Below are 16,058 nucleotides of genomic sequence, written 5' to 3'. Positions count from 1 at the left end.
AGCAGATCCTGGAACTCCGGACATCTGTCCCTGGCCCGGAGGGGTGGACGTGCCTAGCGTTCTGCGTGTCGGCGTCGTCCGCTCCGGGAGGTCACGTGCTGCTCTCCAACGCCCTGCTCGCCGCCTCCCGCCGGCCCGCCCTCCGGCGGGCGGTGACCGGTACCCCGGCCACCCGCCGGGTGGTCGACCGGTTCGTCGCCGGGGAGTCGCTGGACGACGCGCTGGCCGCCGTCCGCTCGCTGACCCCCGACGGGATCGCGGTGACCCTCGACCACCTCGGCGAGGACGTCACCGACCGGACGCAGGCCCGGCGCAGCCGCGACGCCTACCTGGGCGCGCTCGAGGCGCTGGCCCCCTTGGGCCTCGGACCCGCCGCCGAGGTCTCGGTCAAGCTGTCGGCATTCGGCCAGGCGCTGCCCGACGGGCACGACCTCGCCCTCGAACTGGTCCGCCCGGTCGTCGAGGCGGCCTCGGCCGCCGGCACGACGGTCACCCTCGACATGGAGGACCACCGCACGGTCGACGCCACCCTCGCCACGGTCGCCGAGCTGCGCAAGGAGCACCCGCGGACCGGCGCCGTCCTGCAGGCGATGCTCCTGCGCACGGAGGACGACGCCAAGGCCCTGGCCGTCACGGGCTCGCGCGTGCGGCTGGTGAAGGGCGCCTACGACGAGCCCCCGGCCGTGGCGCACCGGAAACGGAGCGACGTCGACGCCGCCTACGCCCGGTGCCTGGAGATCCTGATGAGCGGGCCGGGGTACCCCATGGTCGGCTCGCACGACCCGGCGATGCTGCAGCGGGCGCACGAGCTGGCGGCGCAGCACTCGCGGGCCGCGGACAGCTGGGAGGTGCAGATGCTCTACGGCATCCGCCCCGACGAGCAGCGCCGGCTGGCCACCGCGGGCACCCGCGTCCGGGCCTACGTGCCCTACGGCGCCGACTGGTACGGCTACTTCATGCGCCGGCTGGCCGAGCGCCCGGCCAACGTCACCTTCTTCCTCCGTTCCGTGCTCACCAGGTCCTGAGCCCACCGAGTCCTGAAACGAGGTCCCCCATGGACGCCGTCACCCGTGTCCCCGCCCCGGTCAACGAGCCGGTGCTCACCTATGCCCCCGGCACCCCGGAGCGCGACCAGCTCCAGGCCCGGCTGACCGAGCTCGCCGCCGCACCGGTCGAGCTGACCAGCACGATCGGCGGCCGGCAGCGGATGGCCGCCGGCCAGCGGTTCGACGTCGTGCAGCCGCACCGGCACGCCGCCGTCCTCGGCACCGCGGCGCACGCCACGCACGGCGACGCGCAGGACGCCGTCCGGTGCGCCAAGGAGGCGGCGCCGGCCTGGCAGGACCTCTCCTTCGACGACCGGGCCGCGGTGTTCCTCCGGGCGGCCGACCTGCTCGCCGGCCCGTGGCGGCAGACCCTCAACGCGGCCACGATGCTCGGCCAGAGCAAGACCGCGCAGCAGGCGGAGATCGACAGCGCCTGCGAGCTGATCGACTTCTGGCGCTTCAACGTCCACTTCGCGCGGCAGATCCTCGCCGAGCAGCCGGAGTCCTCGCCCGGCGTCTGGAACCGCACCGACCACCGGCCGCTCGAGGGGTTCGTCTACGCGATCACCCCGTTCAACTTCACCGCGATCGCGGGCAACCTGCCCACCGCGCCGGCCCTGATGGGCAACACCGTCGTCTGGAAGCCCGCCCCCACCCAGCAGTTCGCCGCGCACTTCCTCATGCGGCTGCTCGAGGAGGCCGGTCTGCCGCCGGGCGTCATCAACCTCGTCACCGGCGACGGCGTCGCGGTCTCCGAGGTCGCCCTGACCGACCGCGACCTCGCCGGCATCCACTTCACCGGCTCGACGCCGGTGTTCCAGCACCTGTGGCGCACCGTGGGGGAGAACATCGCGAACTACCGCGGCTACCCGCGGATCGTCGGGGAGACCGGCGGCAAGGACTTCGTCGTCGCCCACTCCTCGGCCGACGTCGACGTGCTGCGCACCGCGCTGGTCCGCGGCGCCTTCGAGTACCAGGGCCAGAAGTGCTCGGCGGCCTCCCGCGCCTACGTCCCTCGGTCGGTGTGGGCGCGGCTGCGGGACGACCTCGTCGCGACCACCGAGTCGCTGGAGATGGGCGACGTCACCGACTTCTCGAACTTCATGGGCGCGGTCATCGACCGGAGGTCCTTCTCGAAGCTGTCCGGCGTCCTGGACCGGGTCGACGACGATCCGGCGCTGTCCATCGTCGCCGGCGGGACGGTGGACGACAGCGAGGGCTTCTTCGTCCGCCCGACGATCATCGAGGGCACCGACCCCGGCCACGAGGTCTTCACCACCGAGTACTTCGGGCCGGTGCTGGCGGTGCACGTCTACGACGACGCCGACTACGACGCGGTGCTGACGCAGATGGAGTCCGCGGCGCCGTACGCGCTCACCGGTGCCGTGATCGCCCAGGACCGGGCGGCGATCGCGCACGCGCAGCAGTTCCTGCGGCACGCGGCGGGCAACTTCTACGTCAACGACAAGCCGACCGGCGCCGTCGTCGGCCAGCAACCCTTCGGCGGCGGGCGGGCGTCGGGCACCAACGACAAGGCCGGCGCCCCGCAGAACCTGCTGCGCTGGACCAGTAGCCGGTCGATCAAGGAGACCTTCGCCGCCCCGACCGACCACCGCTACCCGCACATGGGCTGACCCCTTCTCCCCGTGTTGATCAGGTGACCTGATCGTTCCGGGTCCTGGCTCACGACCGGACGTGAGCCAGGACCACAGGAGGTGAGCCAGGAAGGCGGCGCTCAGGCGGCGTCGGGCCCGGACCCCGGCTCCGGACGACGGACGACGGTGAACCGGCGCGCCTCCGCGTACGGCGTCCGGAGCATCCGGGTCAGGTCGGCGACCGTCCTCGGCCACGCACCGCCCAGGTCGGCCTTGGCGAGCCGCACCACCCGGACGTCGAGGCGGCGGACGCGGTCCTCCCGGCGCTTCTCCTCCCACAGGACGTCGTGCGGAGAGCGCCCCTGGTACGGGTCGCGGTACTTCACCTGACCGTCGAACTCGATCGCCACGGCCGCCTCCTCGTACCACGCGTCCAGGCGGGCGACGAACCCGTGCGCGTCATGCAGATCGACCTGGAGCTCGGGCTGGGGGAGGCCGGCGGCCAACAGCGCCAACCGTCCCTCGGTCTCCAGGGGCGACTCGGCCCGTCCGTCGCTGAGACCGACGGCGCGTGCCGCCCGGGAGGCTCCCGTGCGGTGGCGGGCGGCGTGCACGGCGAGCAGCAACTCCGAGCGGCGTACACGGCGTTCGTGCAGCGCCGCGTCCAGGGCGATCACCGTGTCCAGCAGGGACCATTCCCGACCGCAGTCGATCAGGGTCCGAGAAGCAGAAGTGGTCGCGAACGGCGCAATCCAGGGGACGACGTCCGCGTCGGGCAGTCGGGCACGGGCCACCCGGTAGCCGCGGCCGGCGCGCCACTGGTCGACCGTGGTGACCCGCACGTCGGCGCCCGCGGCCGCCGGTACCAGCAGCCCGTGCCGTCTGGCGGCGGACGCGTGGCTGAGCACCGGGCCGGGATCCAGGCTGAGGAGGACGGCGATGCCGGCCATCAGGTGTCGGTCGACCTCGCTCGCCGCGGCCAGCCGGGCGGACTCCGTGTAGACGCCCTTGCGCAGCCGCGTCCACCGGCGCGTCCGCAGCGCCGTGCGGACGTCGTCGACCGAGTAGCCGGCGGCCACAGCCTCCTGGCTGGTGAAGACGCCGAGGCGCTGGTCGGCGCGGATCCGGAGCAGCGGGTGCACCGGGGAAGTCTCACGGCTTCGCGAGCGCGGCCAGCGGCGTATGACGAACCTGTGGACAACCGTCGTCCTGGCTCACCTCGTGGGGTCCTGGCTCACGGTCGACGCTGAGCCAGGACCCGGAACGATCAGGTCACCTGATCAACATCGGGGAGCGCGGGCCAGTGGACGAGGCCGTCGTCGGCGAGCACGGCGCCGGCGGCCGGCCGGTGGGGGCTGACGCGGCGGTCGGGCATCAGGTGCGCGACGGCGGCGCCCCGGGCGAGCACGGCGACGTCGGCGACCAGCCGCCGGTGGCACCGCCACCAGACGCTCTCGCTGCACATCACCGCCACGGTCGCGCCGGCCGCCTCGCCGAGCACCTCGTCCAATGCGGCGGCGAACTCCGGCGTGCGGGTGTGCGCGGCGTAGGCGGCGAACTGGGCGACGGTCCACCAGTCGTCGGTCACCGGCTCGCCGGGTGGCAGCCGGCGGCGACCGCCCAGGCGCTCCTCCCACCGGTAGCCGATGCCCGCGGCCGGGAGCCACTGCTCCAGGGCGTCCCGCCGGACGTCGGGGTTGTTCCGGCTGCCGGGGAAGCGGCGCACGTCGACGATCACCTCCACACCGGCACCGGTCAGGCGGGCGCCGAGTCGGTCGCGGTCCTCCGGGCCGTGGCCCACGGTCAGCAGCGGCACCCCTCCTGCCTACCCGAGCGCATCCCTCGACGCCGCAGCGGTCATGCTCGACGAGCACGGGACGACGACGGAACGGCGGAGGCGGGCGAGCGGTGGAGGTGCAGGCCCCCCTCTGGCGGTCACGCGGGGTCCAGGCGCTGGTCGGTGTCACGGCCCTGGGGTTCGTCAGCTACTTCCTGACGCTGGCGTCCCTGCCGACCTACGCGGTGGCCGGGGGCGCCCCGGAGAGCACCGCCGGGGTGGTCACCGCCGTCTTCCTCGGGGTCACCATCGCCGCCCAGGGCCTGGTCCCCGGCCTGACGGCGCGGTTCGGCATCGGCCCGGTGTTCGCCGGCGGCCTGCTGGCGCTCGGGCTGCCGGCGCCCTTCTACGCGCTCGACGACGGCGTGGGCACGATCGCCGCGCTGTCGGCCGTGCGGGGCGCCGGGTTCGCGGTGATCACGGTCCTCGGCGCCACTCTCGCCGCCCGGGTGGCACCGCCGGAGCAGCGCGGCGAGTCGATCGGGCTGTACGGGCTGGCCATCGCGCTGCCCAACATGGTGGCCGTCCCGGTCGGGGTCGCCCTCGTGCTCGGGGGGCACGTCGGCTGGCTGTCCTGGCTGGCGGCGTCGCCGGTGCTCGGCTTGTTCTTCCTGCCGCTGCTGCTGCGCTCCGTGGACACCCGCGAGGAGCGCGGGCCGGCCGGCAACACGCGCGCCGCGCTGCGCGCCGCCCTGGCGCCGTCGCTGGTGCTGTTCGTGGTGACCACGGCCGGCGGCGGCTTCCTCACGTTCCTGCCCATCGACCGCCCCGACGGCCGGCTGGCCACCGTCGCCCTGCTGCTGTGGGGGCTGGCCGGCGCGGTGACCCGGTGGCGCGCCGGCGTGCTCGCCGACCGGCTGGGCACGCGACTGCTGCTGCCCCTGTCGCTGCTGGTCGCCGCAGCCGGGCTGGCGGTCGTCGGCGCGGGCCTGTGGTGGGGACCGGTGTGGGTGCTCCTGGGCGCGACCCTGTTCGGCGCCGGGTTCGGCGGCGTGCAGAACCTGACCCTGCTGCGGGCGTTCGCCCGGGCCGGGGAACGGGGGACGACGACGGCCAGCGCGCTGTGGAACGCCTCGTTCGACGCCGGCACGGGGGCCGGGGCGCTGCTCCTCGGCTTCGCCTTCGGCGCCGTCGGCCTGCCCTGGACCCTGGTGCTGTCGGCCGTCGTGCTGAGCGCCGTGCTGCCGCTCGCCCGGGTCGCCGCGCGCCCCTCGGTCACCCGGGGCTGAGACCGGTCAGCGGGAGCGGGCCGCAGCGTGCAGCGACCGGATGAAGAGGACCTCCTCGCCCGACCGCCGCAGCCAGGTCCGCAGCCCCTCGGGGTCGTCCCGGTTGGCGTCGCGCAGCTGACCGAGCTTCAGCTGCCGGGTGCTGGCCTGCGCCCGCTGCGCGGCGGGCAGCGCGCGCCCCTCGGCCCGGGCGACGGCGGTCAGCCCCGCGCCCACGAAGACGAGGTCGCGGATCTCGGTCAGCCCGCCGAGCAGCCGGTCGGCGGCGGCGTCGTCGGACGCGGTCAGCGCGGTGAGCAGTTCGTCGGCGCGGCGGCGGCCCTCGGCGGCCGGGTCGGGCGTGGTCACCGCACCACTGTGCCCCGGCCGCCGGGGCCGGGGCACAGCGGGGTGTGGACAACTCAGGCGTTGCCCATGGCCTGATTCCGCGCTCCGGTCCGCTCCTCGCTCGCCGGCGCTCGCTGCGATGCTCCCGAAGCCGTCATCAGGCGTCGCGGCGGCGGAGGACCAGGTAACCCACCGCGAGGACTGCGGCGACCTCGGCGCAGAACACCGCGAAGCCGGTCCACGGCTCGAGCAGGTTCGGGTTGAACGAGACCGGGGTGGCGACCACCGAGCCCGCGTTGCCGGGCATCAGCTTGGTGGCCCACTCGCCCCAGGCGCCGGGCAGCAGCATCACCATGTTGCCGACCACCAGCAGCAGGGCCAGCACGATCGACAGCGCCGCGGCGGTGTGCCGGACGAGCAGCCCGACGGCGGCCGCGAACAGGCCGATGCCGGCCATGTAGAGCCCGCTGCCGAGCAGCGACCGGAGGACGCCGTCGTCGCCGAGCGCCAGGCCGATGCCCTCCCGCTCGAGGAACCAGTTCCCGCCCAGGTAACCGAGCGCCGCGGTGACCGTGCCGACGACGAACAGGGTGCCGGTGAGCACGACGGTCTTCGCCGCGAGCACCCTGCCGCGGCGCGGGGTGGCCGTCAGGGTCGCGCGGATCATGCCGGTGCCGTACTCGCCGGTGACCACCAGCGCGCCCAGGACGATGGCGGTGATCTGCGCGACCGTCATGCCCCAGGTGATGAATGCGGCTGGGGCGTCACCGGCGCTGCCGTCGGCGAGGTCCTGCGCGCTGACCGCGCACACCAGCACGGTCAGGCCGGCGCCCAGGACGACCAGTGCGCCGATGGACCACGGTGTCGAGCGCACCGTCCAGAACTTGATCCACTCCGCGCGCAGGGTCTGCGCGAAGCCGGGGTCCCGGACGCCGGGTACGTGCCGGTTCGGGTCCAGGGCGACGGTGTCGGGCACCGGCGTGCTCAGGGTTCCGGTCATCGGGTGGCTCCTGCGGGGGTCCGGTCGCGAGCGGTGTACTCGACGCTGGCGGCGGTGAGGGTCATGAAGGCGTCCTCGAGGGAGGAGCTGACCAGGGTGAGCTCGTGGAGGAGGAGCCCCTGCCGGCCGACCAGCTCCCCGATGCCGGCCGCATCGCGCCCCTGCACGCGCAGCTCGTCGTCGACCACGCCGACCTCGGCGCCGTCGCGGCGCAGCAGCTCGGCCACCTCGGCCCGCTGGGGGCTGCGCACCCGCACGTAGGAGGCCGCGTGCTCGGCGATGAAGTCGGGCATCGAGCAGTCGGCCAGCACGCGGCCTCGCCCGATGACCACCAGGTGGTCGGCGGTCAGCGCCATCTCGCTCATGAGGTGGCTGGACAGGAACACCGTGCGGCCCTCGGCGGCCAGGTCCCGGGTGAGCGTGCGCACCCAGCGGATGCCTTCCGGGTCCAGGCCGTTGACCGGCTCGTCGAGGACGACGACCGGCGGGTCGCCCAGGAGGGCGACGGCGATGCCGAGGCGCTGGCCCATGCCGAGGGAGAAGCGCCCCACCCGCTGCCCGGCGACGTCGGTGAGCCCGACCAGGTCGAGGACCTCGTCGACGCGGCGCACCGGCAGCCCGTTGCTCGCGGCCATCCAGCGCAGGTGGTCGCGGGCGGAGCGGCCCGGGTGCAGTGCCCGGGCCTCCAGCAGGGCGCCGACCTGCCGCAGCGGGGCGGGGAAGTCGGTGTAGCTGCGGCCGTTGACGGTGATGCTGCCCGCGGTCGGCCGGTCCAGCCCCAGGAGCATGCGCATGGTCGTCGACTTGCCGGCGCCGTTGGGGCCGAGGAAGCCGGTGACCCGGCCGGGGTGGACGGTGAACGAGACGGCGTCGACCGCGGTGCGGTCGCCGTACTTCTTGGTGAGCTCCTGCGCCTCGATCATCGCGGGGCTCCCGGGAGCGGTCGGAGGGTCATGCGGCAAGCCTGTCGGCGCCGGAGTCCCGGCGACATCGGGGAGCGCCCTGACCCGACCCTGATCCGTCCCCGAGGACGTCAGGCGTCGCGGGGCAGGGGAGTCCCCGGCCGGAGCTCGCGGCGCAGCGCCCGGGCGGCAGCCTGGCCGGCCCGGTTCGCGCCGATCGTGCTGGCCGAGGGGCCGTAGCCGACCAGGTGCAGCCGGGGCTCTCCGGCGACCTGCGTGCCGTCCATGCGGAAGCCCTCACCTGGTCCGCGCAGCCGCAGCGGGGCGAGGTGGCCGACCGCCGCGCGGAAGCCGGTGGCCCACAGGATCACGTCGGCGGGCTGGAAGCGGGCCTCCTGCCCGTCCGCGGCGTCCCACGCGACGCCGTCGGCGGTGATCCGGTCGAACATCGGCAGCCGCTCGAGGACACCCCGCTCCAGGCCCTCGCGCACGTACGGGGTGGAGACCAGCAGCCCGGTCAGCCCGACGACGCTGCCCGGGCGTCGTCCGGCGCGCACCGCCTGCTCGACCTTCGCGACGACCTCGCGGCCGGCCTCCGCGTCGAACGGTCCCTCGCGGAAGTCGGGCGGGCGGCGGGTGACCCACGTCGTGGAGGTCACGCGGGAGATCTCGGCGAGCAGCTGGGTGGCCGAAGCGCCGCCGCCCACGACGACGACGTGCCGGCCGCGGAACTCCTCGGCGGACCGGTAGTCGACGGTGTGCAGCTGCCGGCCGCGGAAGAGTTCCTGCCCGGGGTACCGCGGGACGAACGGACGGGTCCAGGTGCCGGTGGCGTTCACGACCGCGCGCGCGGTCCAGCTGCCGCGATCGGTCTCCACGGAGAAGCGGTCGTCGTCGGTGCGCCGCACGGCGGTGACCCGCACCGGGCGGAGGACGGGCAGGTCGAAGCGGCGTTCGTACCCGGCGAAGTAGGCGGGGACGGTCTCGACGGCCGGCCGCGACCTGTCGGAGCCGTCGAAGGGCAGGCCGGGGAGGTCGTGCACCCGGTGGGTGGTGCCCAGGGTGAGCGAGGGCCATCGGTGCCGCCAGGCCCCGCCGGGAGCGGGCTCCCCGTCGAGCACCACGAAGCCGGTGCCTCGCTCGAACCCCTGCCGGGCCAGGGCCCAGGCGGTCGACAGCCCGGCCTGGCCCGCGCCGACCACGACGACGTCGACGTCGCGGGGGAGGGGCGTACCGGTCACCTCCGCACCAACCCGCCGCGGAGACCAGGCGTTCCCGGCCGTCGGGAGGGGCTGTCGACGCGGAGACCCGGCGGACCCGCCGGTACCCGTTCCCTGGAAACCGACCGGCCGGTATGGTGCGGCCGCTCGATCGACGACGACGGGGGACCGTGACCATGCCGAGGCCCAGCGCACACGAACCGGCCGCGCGAGCACCGGAACCGGACGAGGCGTGGTTCGTGACCGTCGAGCTGGACGAGCCCCGGGGAGCGGCCCGGCCCGAGTTCGGGGCGGGGGAGCGGTTGGACGGCCCGGGGCCGGGGCTGCTGGACCGGGCCGGACGGCGGGGCCTGCGGACCGCGGTGCTGACCCGGGGCTCGCGCCAGGGCGCGGACGGAATCGACTGGCCGGTGGACCGGTGGGTGCCTTGCGACACCGCGGACCCGGCGGCGATCGTCGCCGCGGCGCGGTCGCTGGGCGGGGAGGTCGCGGCGGTCACGAGCCCCGTCGACGGCTTCGCCGGCCCGGCTGCCGCCGCCGCCCGGCTGCTGGGGTTGCGCGGTCCCACGCCGGGCTCGGCGGCGCTCGCCTCCGATGCGGTCGCGGTGCGCACCGCTCTCGCGACGGCCGGCGTGGCCGACATCGCCTGGGCCGAGATCGCGGCCGGGGCGGCGGCCACCTCGCCCGTCGGCTACCCGTGCGTGGTCCGGCCGGTCGACGCCGGGGCGGGCTGCGCCGCCGGCCTGGTCGCCGACGACGCCGAGCTGCGGGCGCTCGCGGCGCGGCACCGCGCCCGCGTCTCCTCCGGGCGCGACGGGCGTCCCCGGCACCGGCTGCTCGTGGAGGAGCGCGTCCCCGGCCGGCGGTACGCCGCGGACGGCTTCGTCGACGAGCGGGGTCCCGTCGTCCTCGCCTGGTCCGAGCTGATCATGGCCCCGCCGCCGCACCTCACCGAGCTCGCCCGCACGGCGACCGCCGGGGCGCCGTGCGCGGACGCCGCCGAGCACGTCGGCGCGTGGCTGGCCGCCCTCGGGTACGACGCCGGGCCGTTCCACCTGGAGTTCGTCCTGGGGCCGGCCGGCCCGCGGTTCGCCGCGCTGCACCCGCGGCTCGCCCCCGCCGGTGCCCGTGCCTGCGTCGAACAGGTGAGCGGCGTGGACACCGCCGACCTGGCGGTGGCGCGGCTGCTCGGTGAGCCCGCGGGCGCCGTCGTGCCGACCGTCGGGGCGGCGACGCTCATGCACCTGTCCGCGCACACCGCCGGCCGGGTGCGCGCGGTCTCGGGCGTCCGGCAGGTCGGGAGGATCGCGGGGCTGCTCGCGGCGGAGGTCTTCGCCGACGTGGGCAGCGCGACCGCACCGCCGACCTGCAGCGGGGAGCACGTCGGGCACGTCATCGCGGTCGGGGAGACCCCCGAGCAGGCCCGGCGGCGCGCCGTCGCCGCGCTCGACGGCATCCGGGTGGAGATCGAGGAGCTCGTGCGCGCCTGACGGGTGCGCTTTCCGGAACGGAGCTGACCGCCGCAAGGTGATCGATCCGTGACCGTTCTGCTTGCCGATTGCGCGTGATCTACCCCTAGAGTCACCGCTCATGTGTGCCAGATCACTACTTCGACGTTCCGGGGGCCGCAGGTCCCAGCGGTCCGCCGTGGGCCGGGCGGTCTCGTGACGACCGTCGGCGCACCTCGCCCTCGTCCCGCCCAGCTGTGGGCAGCCGGCGCCGGCCGGGAGAGCCGCCCGTGCTGACGATCGACTCCCTGCACGTGACGTACGGCGGCGCCGTCCAGGCCGTGCGGGGGGTGTCCATGGAGGTGCCCGACGGCAAGGTCGTCGCCGTCCTGGGCAGCAACGGCGCCGGGAAGACCACGCTGCTGCGCACCATCTCGGGCACGCTGCGGCTGCACCGCGGCAAGGTGGAGTCCGGCACCGTCGACTTCGACGGCACCGATCTCACCTCCCGCGACCCGGCCCAGGCCGTCCGGCTGGGGCTGGTGCAGGTGCCCGAGGGACGCCGCATCTTCGGCCGCCTCACCGTGGAGGAGAACCTCCGGGCCGGCGGCATGGGCAACCGGGACAAGGCGGCCAAGGCGAAGGCGCAGGAGCGCGTCTACGACATGTTCCCCGTGCTCAAGGAGCGCAGCTCGCAACGCGGAGCGCTGCTGTCCGGCGGCGAGCAGCAGATGCTCGCCATCGGCCGGGCGCTGATGGCCAGCCCGAAGCTGCTCCTGCTCGACGAGCCGTCGCTGGGGCTGGCCCCCCGCATCATCGGCCAGATCGGCGAGGTGGTCGCCGAGATCAACCGGCAGGGGACCTCGGTCCTGCTCGTCGAGCAGAACGCGACGATGGCGCTCGGGGTCGCCGATCTCGCCTACGTGCTCGACGTCGGCGAGGTGTCCCTCTCCGGTGACGCCCGGCAGCTGGCCCAGACCGACGAGGTGCAGCGGCTGTACCTCGGCCACGACGGCGGCGACTCCGGCGGGCCGCGGGTGCGCGTGCCCTCGGGCAAGAAGCTCTCCCGGTGGACGGCATGACCGCCCCGCGCGCCGCCGGGGCGCACGCCGCCGGGTCGGACACCCGCTCGGAGACCCGCTCGGACATCCCACCGGTCGAGGTCGACGACGTGAGCGTCCGGTTCGGGGCGATCAACGCCCTGTCGGAGGTCTCCTTCACGGTCGTGCCCGGCTCGATCCACGCGATCATCGGGCCCAACGGCGCAGGCAAGTCGACGATGTTCAACGTCCTCTCGGGCGTCTACAAGGCCGCCGAGGGCCAGGTGCGGTTCGGTGAGCACCGGCTGGACCAGATGCGGCCGCACCAGATCGCCGGCATCGGAGTGGCCCGGGCGTTCCAGAACATCGCCCTCTCCGGCAGCCAGTCGGTGGCGGAGAACCTGATGCTGGGCCGCCACCACCTGACCAAGGCCGGTTTCCTCGCTGCCGGTCTGCGGCTCCCGCGGGCGACGCGGGAAGGGAAGATCCACGGCGCCCGCGTGGCCGAGATCGCCGACTTCCTCGAGCTCGGCGACAAGCTGCACACGCCCGTCGGCGTCCTCTCCTACGGCGACCAGAAGCGGGTGGAGGTGGCCCGGGCGCTCTGCACGGAGCCGCGGCTGCTCCTGCTCGACGAGCCGGTGGCCGGCATGAACGCCGAGGAGACCGACCGGATGGCCGAGGCCATCCTCGAGATCCGGTCGGCGCTCGGGATCTCCGTCGTCCTCGTCGAGCACGACATGGGGATGGTCATGTCACTGGCCGACCGCGTCACCGTCCTCGACTTCGGCCGCCGGATCGCCGACGGCACCCCCACCGAGGTGCAGTCCGACCCCGAGGTGATCCGCGCCTACCTCGGCTCCGGTGACGAGGAAGACCCCGCCGAAGCCGCCGCTCACCACCACCCCTCCGACACACCTGGGGCGACCTCGTGACGCAGTTCCTCTCCCTGCTCCTGAACGGGATCTCCCTCGGAGCGCTCTACGCCCTCATCGCCCTCGGCTTCGTGATCATCTTCAAGTCCAGCGAAGTCGTGAGCTTCACCCACGGCTCGCTGCTGCTGCTGGGCGCCTACTCCATCGCGCGGCTGTCGGACTCGATCGGGTTCCTGCCGGCCGTCGTGGTGGGCATCCTCATCACCGCGGCCGCGGCGTTCGTCATCGAGCGGCTGATCATCAACCGGCTCCGCGGGGCGGCGGTGATCAGCCTGGCGATCGTCACCATCGGGGTGGACATCATCATCCTCACCGAGCTGATCCGGCAGATCGGCTCGGACATTCTCAACGTGCCGCACCCGTGGGGTGGTGAGTCGTTCCGGGTGGGGAGCATCGGGCTCAGCCAGAACCGGTTGATCGCCTTCGTCGTCGCGGCGGTCCTCATCGCGGCGTTCTTCGCGGCCTTCAAGTACTCGAGCTGGGGCATCGCGATGCGCGCCTCGGCGGAGGACGGCGAGACCGCGGCGCTGATGGGCATCCGGCAGGGGCGGGTCTCCGCCCTGGCCTGGGTCGTCGCCGGCGTCCTCGCCGCCGTCGCGGCGCTGTTCCTCGTCGGCTCGCCCACCCCGGGCGTCAGCCCGACCGCCTACGCCGTCGCGCTGCGGGCCTTCCCGGCGGCGATCCTCGGCGGCCTCGACTCGACGGGGGGCGCGCTCGTGGGCGGGCTTCTCATCGGCATCGCCGAGGCGATGGCGGCCGGCTACCAGGACCAGCTGCTCTTCCTGGGCCGCGGGTTCAGCGCCGTCGTCCCGTTCATCGTGATGATCGCGGTCCTCATGTTCCGGCCCTCCGGGCTGTTCGGGACGAAGGAGCTGACCCGTGTCTGAGTCGACGATGACGGCGGCCCAGGGGGCGCACCCGTCGGGCGTGGACCCGGCGCCGCCGGCCGGTGGTGGCCAGTCGCGGCTGCGGTCGTTGCTGCGGCCACTGCTGCTGGTCGCGTTCCTGGTGGTGCTGCTGGCGCTGCCGCTGTACGTGGAGGAGTTCTGGCTGCGCACGGGTTTCGCCGCGTTCGGCGCGATCGTGGGCGCGATCGGCCTGAACCTGCTCGTGGGCACCAGCGGCCAGCTCTCCCTCGCCCACGCCTTCTTCCTCGCGGTGGGGGCGGTCAGCTACGTCTACGTCTCCGGCGAGCCGGGCGGCCTCGGCGTCGCCGAGCTTGGCGGACTGGGCCTGCCCCCGATCATCGGCATGATCGTCGGGGTGCTGCTGGCCGGCCTCGCGGGGCTGATCTTCAGCCCGCTCGCGGCCCGGCTGCGGGGGATCTACCTCGGTGTGGCGTCGCTGGCCCTGGTCTTCATCGGCATCCACGTGCTCAACAGCTGGACCGAGGTCACCGGCGGCTTCAACGGGCGGGCGGCACCGAGCTTCTCGCTGTTCGGCTTCACCTTCGCCAACCGCGACCCCGAGCTGTTCGTGCTGGGCGTGCCGTTCCGGGAGGCGGAGCGGCTCTGGTACCTCGGGCTCGTCCTGGCGCTGGCCGCCTACCTGTTCGCCCGCAACCTGCTGCGCAGCCGCCCGGGCCGCGCCCTGCAGACCCAGCGGGACAGCGAGGTCGCGGCGGCGGTGATGGGCGTCAACGTCCAGGGCTACAAGGCCAGGATCTTCCTGGTCAGCTCCATGTACGCCGGGCTGGCCGGGGTGATGTACGCCTTGAGCATCGGGAGCATCGCGCCGGAGTCCTTCGGCCTCGAGCTGTCCATCCTGTACCTCGCCATGATCGTCCTGGGCGGGCTCGGCTCGGTGAACGGGGCCGTGCTCGGGGCGATCTTCGTGAGCGCGCTGCCGCTGGTCTTCCAGCGGTACGCCGACCTGGTCCCCTTCGTGGGCCGGGGCGAGGGGCTGGCCGCCGGTGAGGCGGCCCGGTTCCTGTTCGGCCTGGCCATCGTCCTGGTGATCCTCTTCGAGCCCGCCGGCCTCGCCGGCATCGCCAACCGCCTCTTCGGCCGGTTCCGCCGCCGTCCGGGAGGACGGGTCACCCAGCGCCCACCCGACACACCCAGCCGTTCCAGCGAACCCACTCCGTCCGACCCACCAGCCCAAGGGAGCACCACGTGAGACTCAGCAAGCGTTCGACCGGCGCGACGATGCTGGCCGCCGGCCTCGTCCTGGCCGCCACCGGCTGCAGCACCAAGGCGCCGGAGTCCTCGGGCGGCGGCGGGGGAGCGGCCGCCGGCGACGTCGCCACCGACGTCGGGGTCGAGGGCGAGACGATCAACCTGGGCGTGCTCACCGACCTGACCGGTGTCTTCGCCGCGCTGGGCAACGACATCACCAACGCCAACAGCCTGTTCTGGGAGAACAACCAGGTCTGCGACACCTACGACGTCACCCTCGACGTCCAGGACACCGGGTACGTCCCGCAGCAGGGCGTCGCGCTCTACAGCGGGATGCAGGACAGCATCCTGGCCATGCAGCAGACGATCGGGTCGCCGATCAACACTGCGCTGGCGCCGGAGTACGAGTCCGACCAGATCGTCAACTTCCCCTCGGCCTGGTCGAAGACGCTGACCGAGATCCCGGGCACGGGCGTCGTGGGCGCCACCTACGACGTCGAGATCGCCAACGGCTACGACTACCTGTTCCGGGAGGGGCTCCTCCAGGAGGGCGACACCGTCGGCCACATCTACTTCGAGGGCGAGTACGGCGCCAACGGGGTCGAGGGCACCCGGGCCGTCGCCGAGGCCAAGGGCCTGGAGGTGATCGAGGCGCAGATCAAGGCGACCGACCAGGACATGAGCGCGCAGATCACCCAGTTCAACTCGGCCGGTGTCGACCTCATCGCGCTCACCGTGGCGCCGGGGCAGACGGCCTCGGTGGCGACGGTCGCCGCGGCGCAGGGGCTGGACGTGCCCATCCTGGGCAGCAACCCCGTGTTCGCGCCCGGCCTGCTGGAGGGCCCGGCCGCCGAGTGGCTGAAGACCCACCTGTACGTCGCCTCGCCGGTGTCGTCGTTCGACGCCCACCCGGAGCTGCTCCAGCAGTACCAGGAGGCCTACCCCGACGCCGTCCCGAGCCTGGGTGTCGTCGTCGGCTTCGGCATGAGCGAGATGATGAAGCAGGTGCTCGACGCCGCCTGCGAGAACGGCGACCTCACCCGTGAGGGCGTGCTGACCGCCTTCCAGGAGCTCGAGGAGGTCGACACCGGCGGTCTCGTCGTGCCGATCCGCGGCTTCGAGGTCGGCGCGTCACCCAGCCTGGAGAGCTTCGTCCTCCAGCCGGCCGACGTGCCCGGCGGCGCCACCGTCCTCGAGGACGCCTTCGAGGGCGAGTTCTCGGCGGACATCGCCGGCTGACCCCGCGGTACCGGCGGGGGGGGGGGGGGGGGGGGGGGGGGGGGGGGGGGGGGGGGGGGGGGCGGGGGGGGGGGGGGGGGGGGGGGGGGGGGGGGGGGGGGGGGGGGGGGGGGGGGGGGGGGG

Annotated in this window: 15 protein-coding genes; 9 read left to right on the top strand and 6 right to left on the bottom strand. The window is 74.2% G+C overall.

What is annotated here, in order from left to right; genetic code table 11:
* Nucleotides 1-95 precede the first annotated feature (95 nt).
* A complete protein-coding gene (locus tag ACI79T_RS06960) occupies nucleotides 96-1,025 on the top strand; it encodes a proline dehydrogenase family protein (RefSeq protein WP_456609321.1) in 930 nt (309 codons plus the stop codon).
* 29 nt (nucleotides 1,026-1,054) lie between these two features.
* Nucleotides 1,055-2,680: an L-glutamate gamma-semialdehyde dehydrogenase gene (gene pruA / locus ACI79T_RS06955; protein WP_456609320.1), complete on the top strand. Its 1,626-nt coding sequence runs from the start codon at nucleotides 1,055-1,057 to the stop codon at nucleotides 2,678-2,680.
* Nucleotides 2,681-2,781: 101 nt separating this feature from the next.
* Here pruA and ACI79T_RS06950 read toward each other — a convergent pair whose 3' ends face one another.
* Both ACI79T_RS06950 and ACI79T_RS06945 read right to left on the bottom strand, forming a co-directional pair.
* Entirely contained in the window at nucleotides 2,782-3,783 is a 1,002-nt protein-coding gene (locus tag ACI79T_RS06950; protein WP_456609319.1) for a hypothetical protein, read from the bottom strand.
* A 125-nt stretch (nucleotides 3,784-3,908) separates the two neighbouring features.
* Entirely contained in the window at nucleotides 3,909-4,457 is a 549-nt protein-coding gene (locus tag ACI79T_RS06945; protein WP_456609318.1) for a DUF488 domain-containing protein, read from the bottom strand.
* Between the two features lie 98 nt (nucleotides 4,458-4,555).
* Here ACI79T_RS06945 and ACI79T_RS06940 point away from each other — a divergent pair, with 98 nt between their 5' ends.
* Entirely contained in the window at nucleotides 4,556-5,707 is a 1,152-nt protein-coding gene (locus tag ACI79T_RS06940) for an MFS transporter (protein ID WP_456609317.1), read from the top strand.
* Nucleotides 5,708-5,713: 6 nt separating this feature from the next.
* Here ACI79T_RS06940 and ACI79T_RS06935 read toward each other — a convergent pair whose 3' ends face one another.
* The 4 genes from ACI79T_RS06935 to ACI79T_RS06920 all read right to left on the bottom strand — a co-directional run bounded on the left by ACI79T_RS06935 (nucleotide 5,714) and on the right by ACI79T_RS06920 (nucleotide 9,177).
* Nucleotides 5,714-6,055 (bottom strand): hypothetical protein, encoded by a 342-nt coding sequence (locus ACI79T_RS06935; protein WP_456609316.1) that lies wholly within the window; start codon nucleotides 6,053-6,055, stop codon nucleotides 5,714-5,716.
* 136 nt (nucleotides 6,056-6,191) lie between these two features.
* Complete coding sequence (locus tag ACI79T_RS06930) at nucleotides 6,192-7,034, bottom strand: ABC transporter permease subunit (protein ID WP_456609315.1); 843 nt, start codon at nucleotides 7,032-7,034, stop codon at nucleotides 6,192-6,194.
* Entirely contained in the window at nucleotides 7,031-7,957 is a 927-nt protein-coding gene (locus tag ACI79T_RS06925) for an ABC transporter ATP-binding protein (protein ID WP_456609314.1), read from the bottom strand. Before ACI79T_RS06925 ends, ACI79T_RS06930 begins: the two co-directional genes overlap by 4 nt.
* Nucleotides 7,958-8,067: 110 nt before the next feature.
* Nucleotides 8,068-9,177 (bottom strand): NAD(P)-binding domain-containing protein, encoded by a 1,110-nt coding sequence (locus ACI79T_RS06920; RefSeq protein ID WP_456609313.1) that lies wholly within the window; start codon nucleotides 9,175-9,177, stop codon nucleotides 8,068-8,070.
* 218 nt (nucleotides 9,178-9,395) lie between these two features.
* Here ACI79T_RS06920 and ACI79T_RS06915 point away from each other — a divergent pair, with 218 nt between their 5' ends.
* The 6 genes from ACI79T_RS06915 to ACI79T_RS06890 all read left to right on the top strand — a co-directional run bounded on the left by ACI79T_RS06915 (nucleotide 9,396) and on the right by ACI79T_RS06890 (nucleotide 15,935).
* A complete protein-coding gene (locus tag ACI79T_RS06915; protein WP_456609312.1) occupies nucleotides 9,396-10,646 on the top strand; it encodes a hypothetical protein in 1,251 nt (416 codons plus the stop codon).
* 248 nt (nucleotides 10,647-10,894) lie between these two features.
* The gene (locus ACI79T_RS06910; RefSeq protein WP_456609311.1) at nucleotides 10,895-11,686 is read left to right on the top strand and encodes an ABC transporter ATP-binding protein; all 792 of its coding nucleotides are present in this window, start codon (nucleotides 10,895-10,897) and stop codon (nucleotides 11,684-11,686) included.
* Nucleotides 11,683-12,579, top strand: a complete 897-nt coding sequence (locus tag ACI79T_RS06905) for an ABC transporter ATP-binding protein (protein ID WP_456609310.1) — start codon at nucleotides 11,683-11,685, stop codon at nucleotides 12,577-12,579. Before ACI79T_RS06910 ends, ACI79T_RS06905 begins: the two co-directional genes overlap by 4 nt.
* Entirely contained in the window at nucleotides 12,576-13,466 is an 891-nt protein-coding gene (locus ACI79T_RS06900; RefSeq protein WP_456609309.1) for a branched-chain amino acid ABC transporter permease, read from the top strand. The genes ACI79T_RS06905 and ACI79T_RS06900 overlap by 4 nt, the downstream gene beginning before the upstream one ends.
* Nucleotides 13,459-14,697: a branched-chain amino acid ABC transporter permease gene (locus ACI79T_RS06895; protein ID WP_456609308.1), complete on the top strand. Its 1,239-nt coding sequence runs from the start codon at nucleotides 13,459-13,461 to the stop codon at nucleotides 14,695-14,697. Before ACI79T_RS06900 ends, ACI79T_RS06895 begins: the two co-directional genes overlap by 8 nt.
* Entirely contained in the window at nucleotides 14,694-15,935 is a 1,242-nt protein-coding gene (locus tag ACI79T_RS06890; RefSeq protein ID WP_456609307.1) for an ABC transporter substrate-binding protein, read from the top strand. Before ACI79T_RS06895 ends, ACI79T_RS06890 begins: the two co-directional genes overlap by 4 nt.
* Nucleotides 15,936-16,058 lie beyond the last annotated feature (123 nt).

The organism is Blastococcus sp. SYSU DS0619, from assembly GCF_054051035.1.
Note: the sequence above shows the minus strand (reverse complement) of the source record. Positions and strands in the feature narration are given on the sequence as shown.

Bases quoted from the DNA above. Each gene is read 5' to 3' on its own strand.
- pruA (WP_456609320.1), top strand. From the start codon at position 1,055: ATGGACGCCGTCACCCGTGTCCCCGCCCCGGTCAACGAGCCGGTGCTC.
- ACI79T_RS06930 (WP_456609315.1), bottom strand. From the start codon at position 7,034: ATGACCGGAACCCTGAGCACGCCGGTGCCCGACACCGTCGCCCTGGAC.
- ACI79T_RS06925 (WP_456609314.1), bottom strand. From the start codon at position 7,957: ATGATCGAGGCGCAGGAGCTCACCAAGAAGTACGGCGACCGCACCGCG.
- ACI79T_RS06905 (WP_456609310.1), top strand. From the start codon at position 11,683: ATGACCGCCCCGCGCGCCGCCGGGGCGCACGCCGCCGGGTCGGACACC.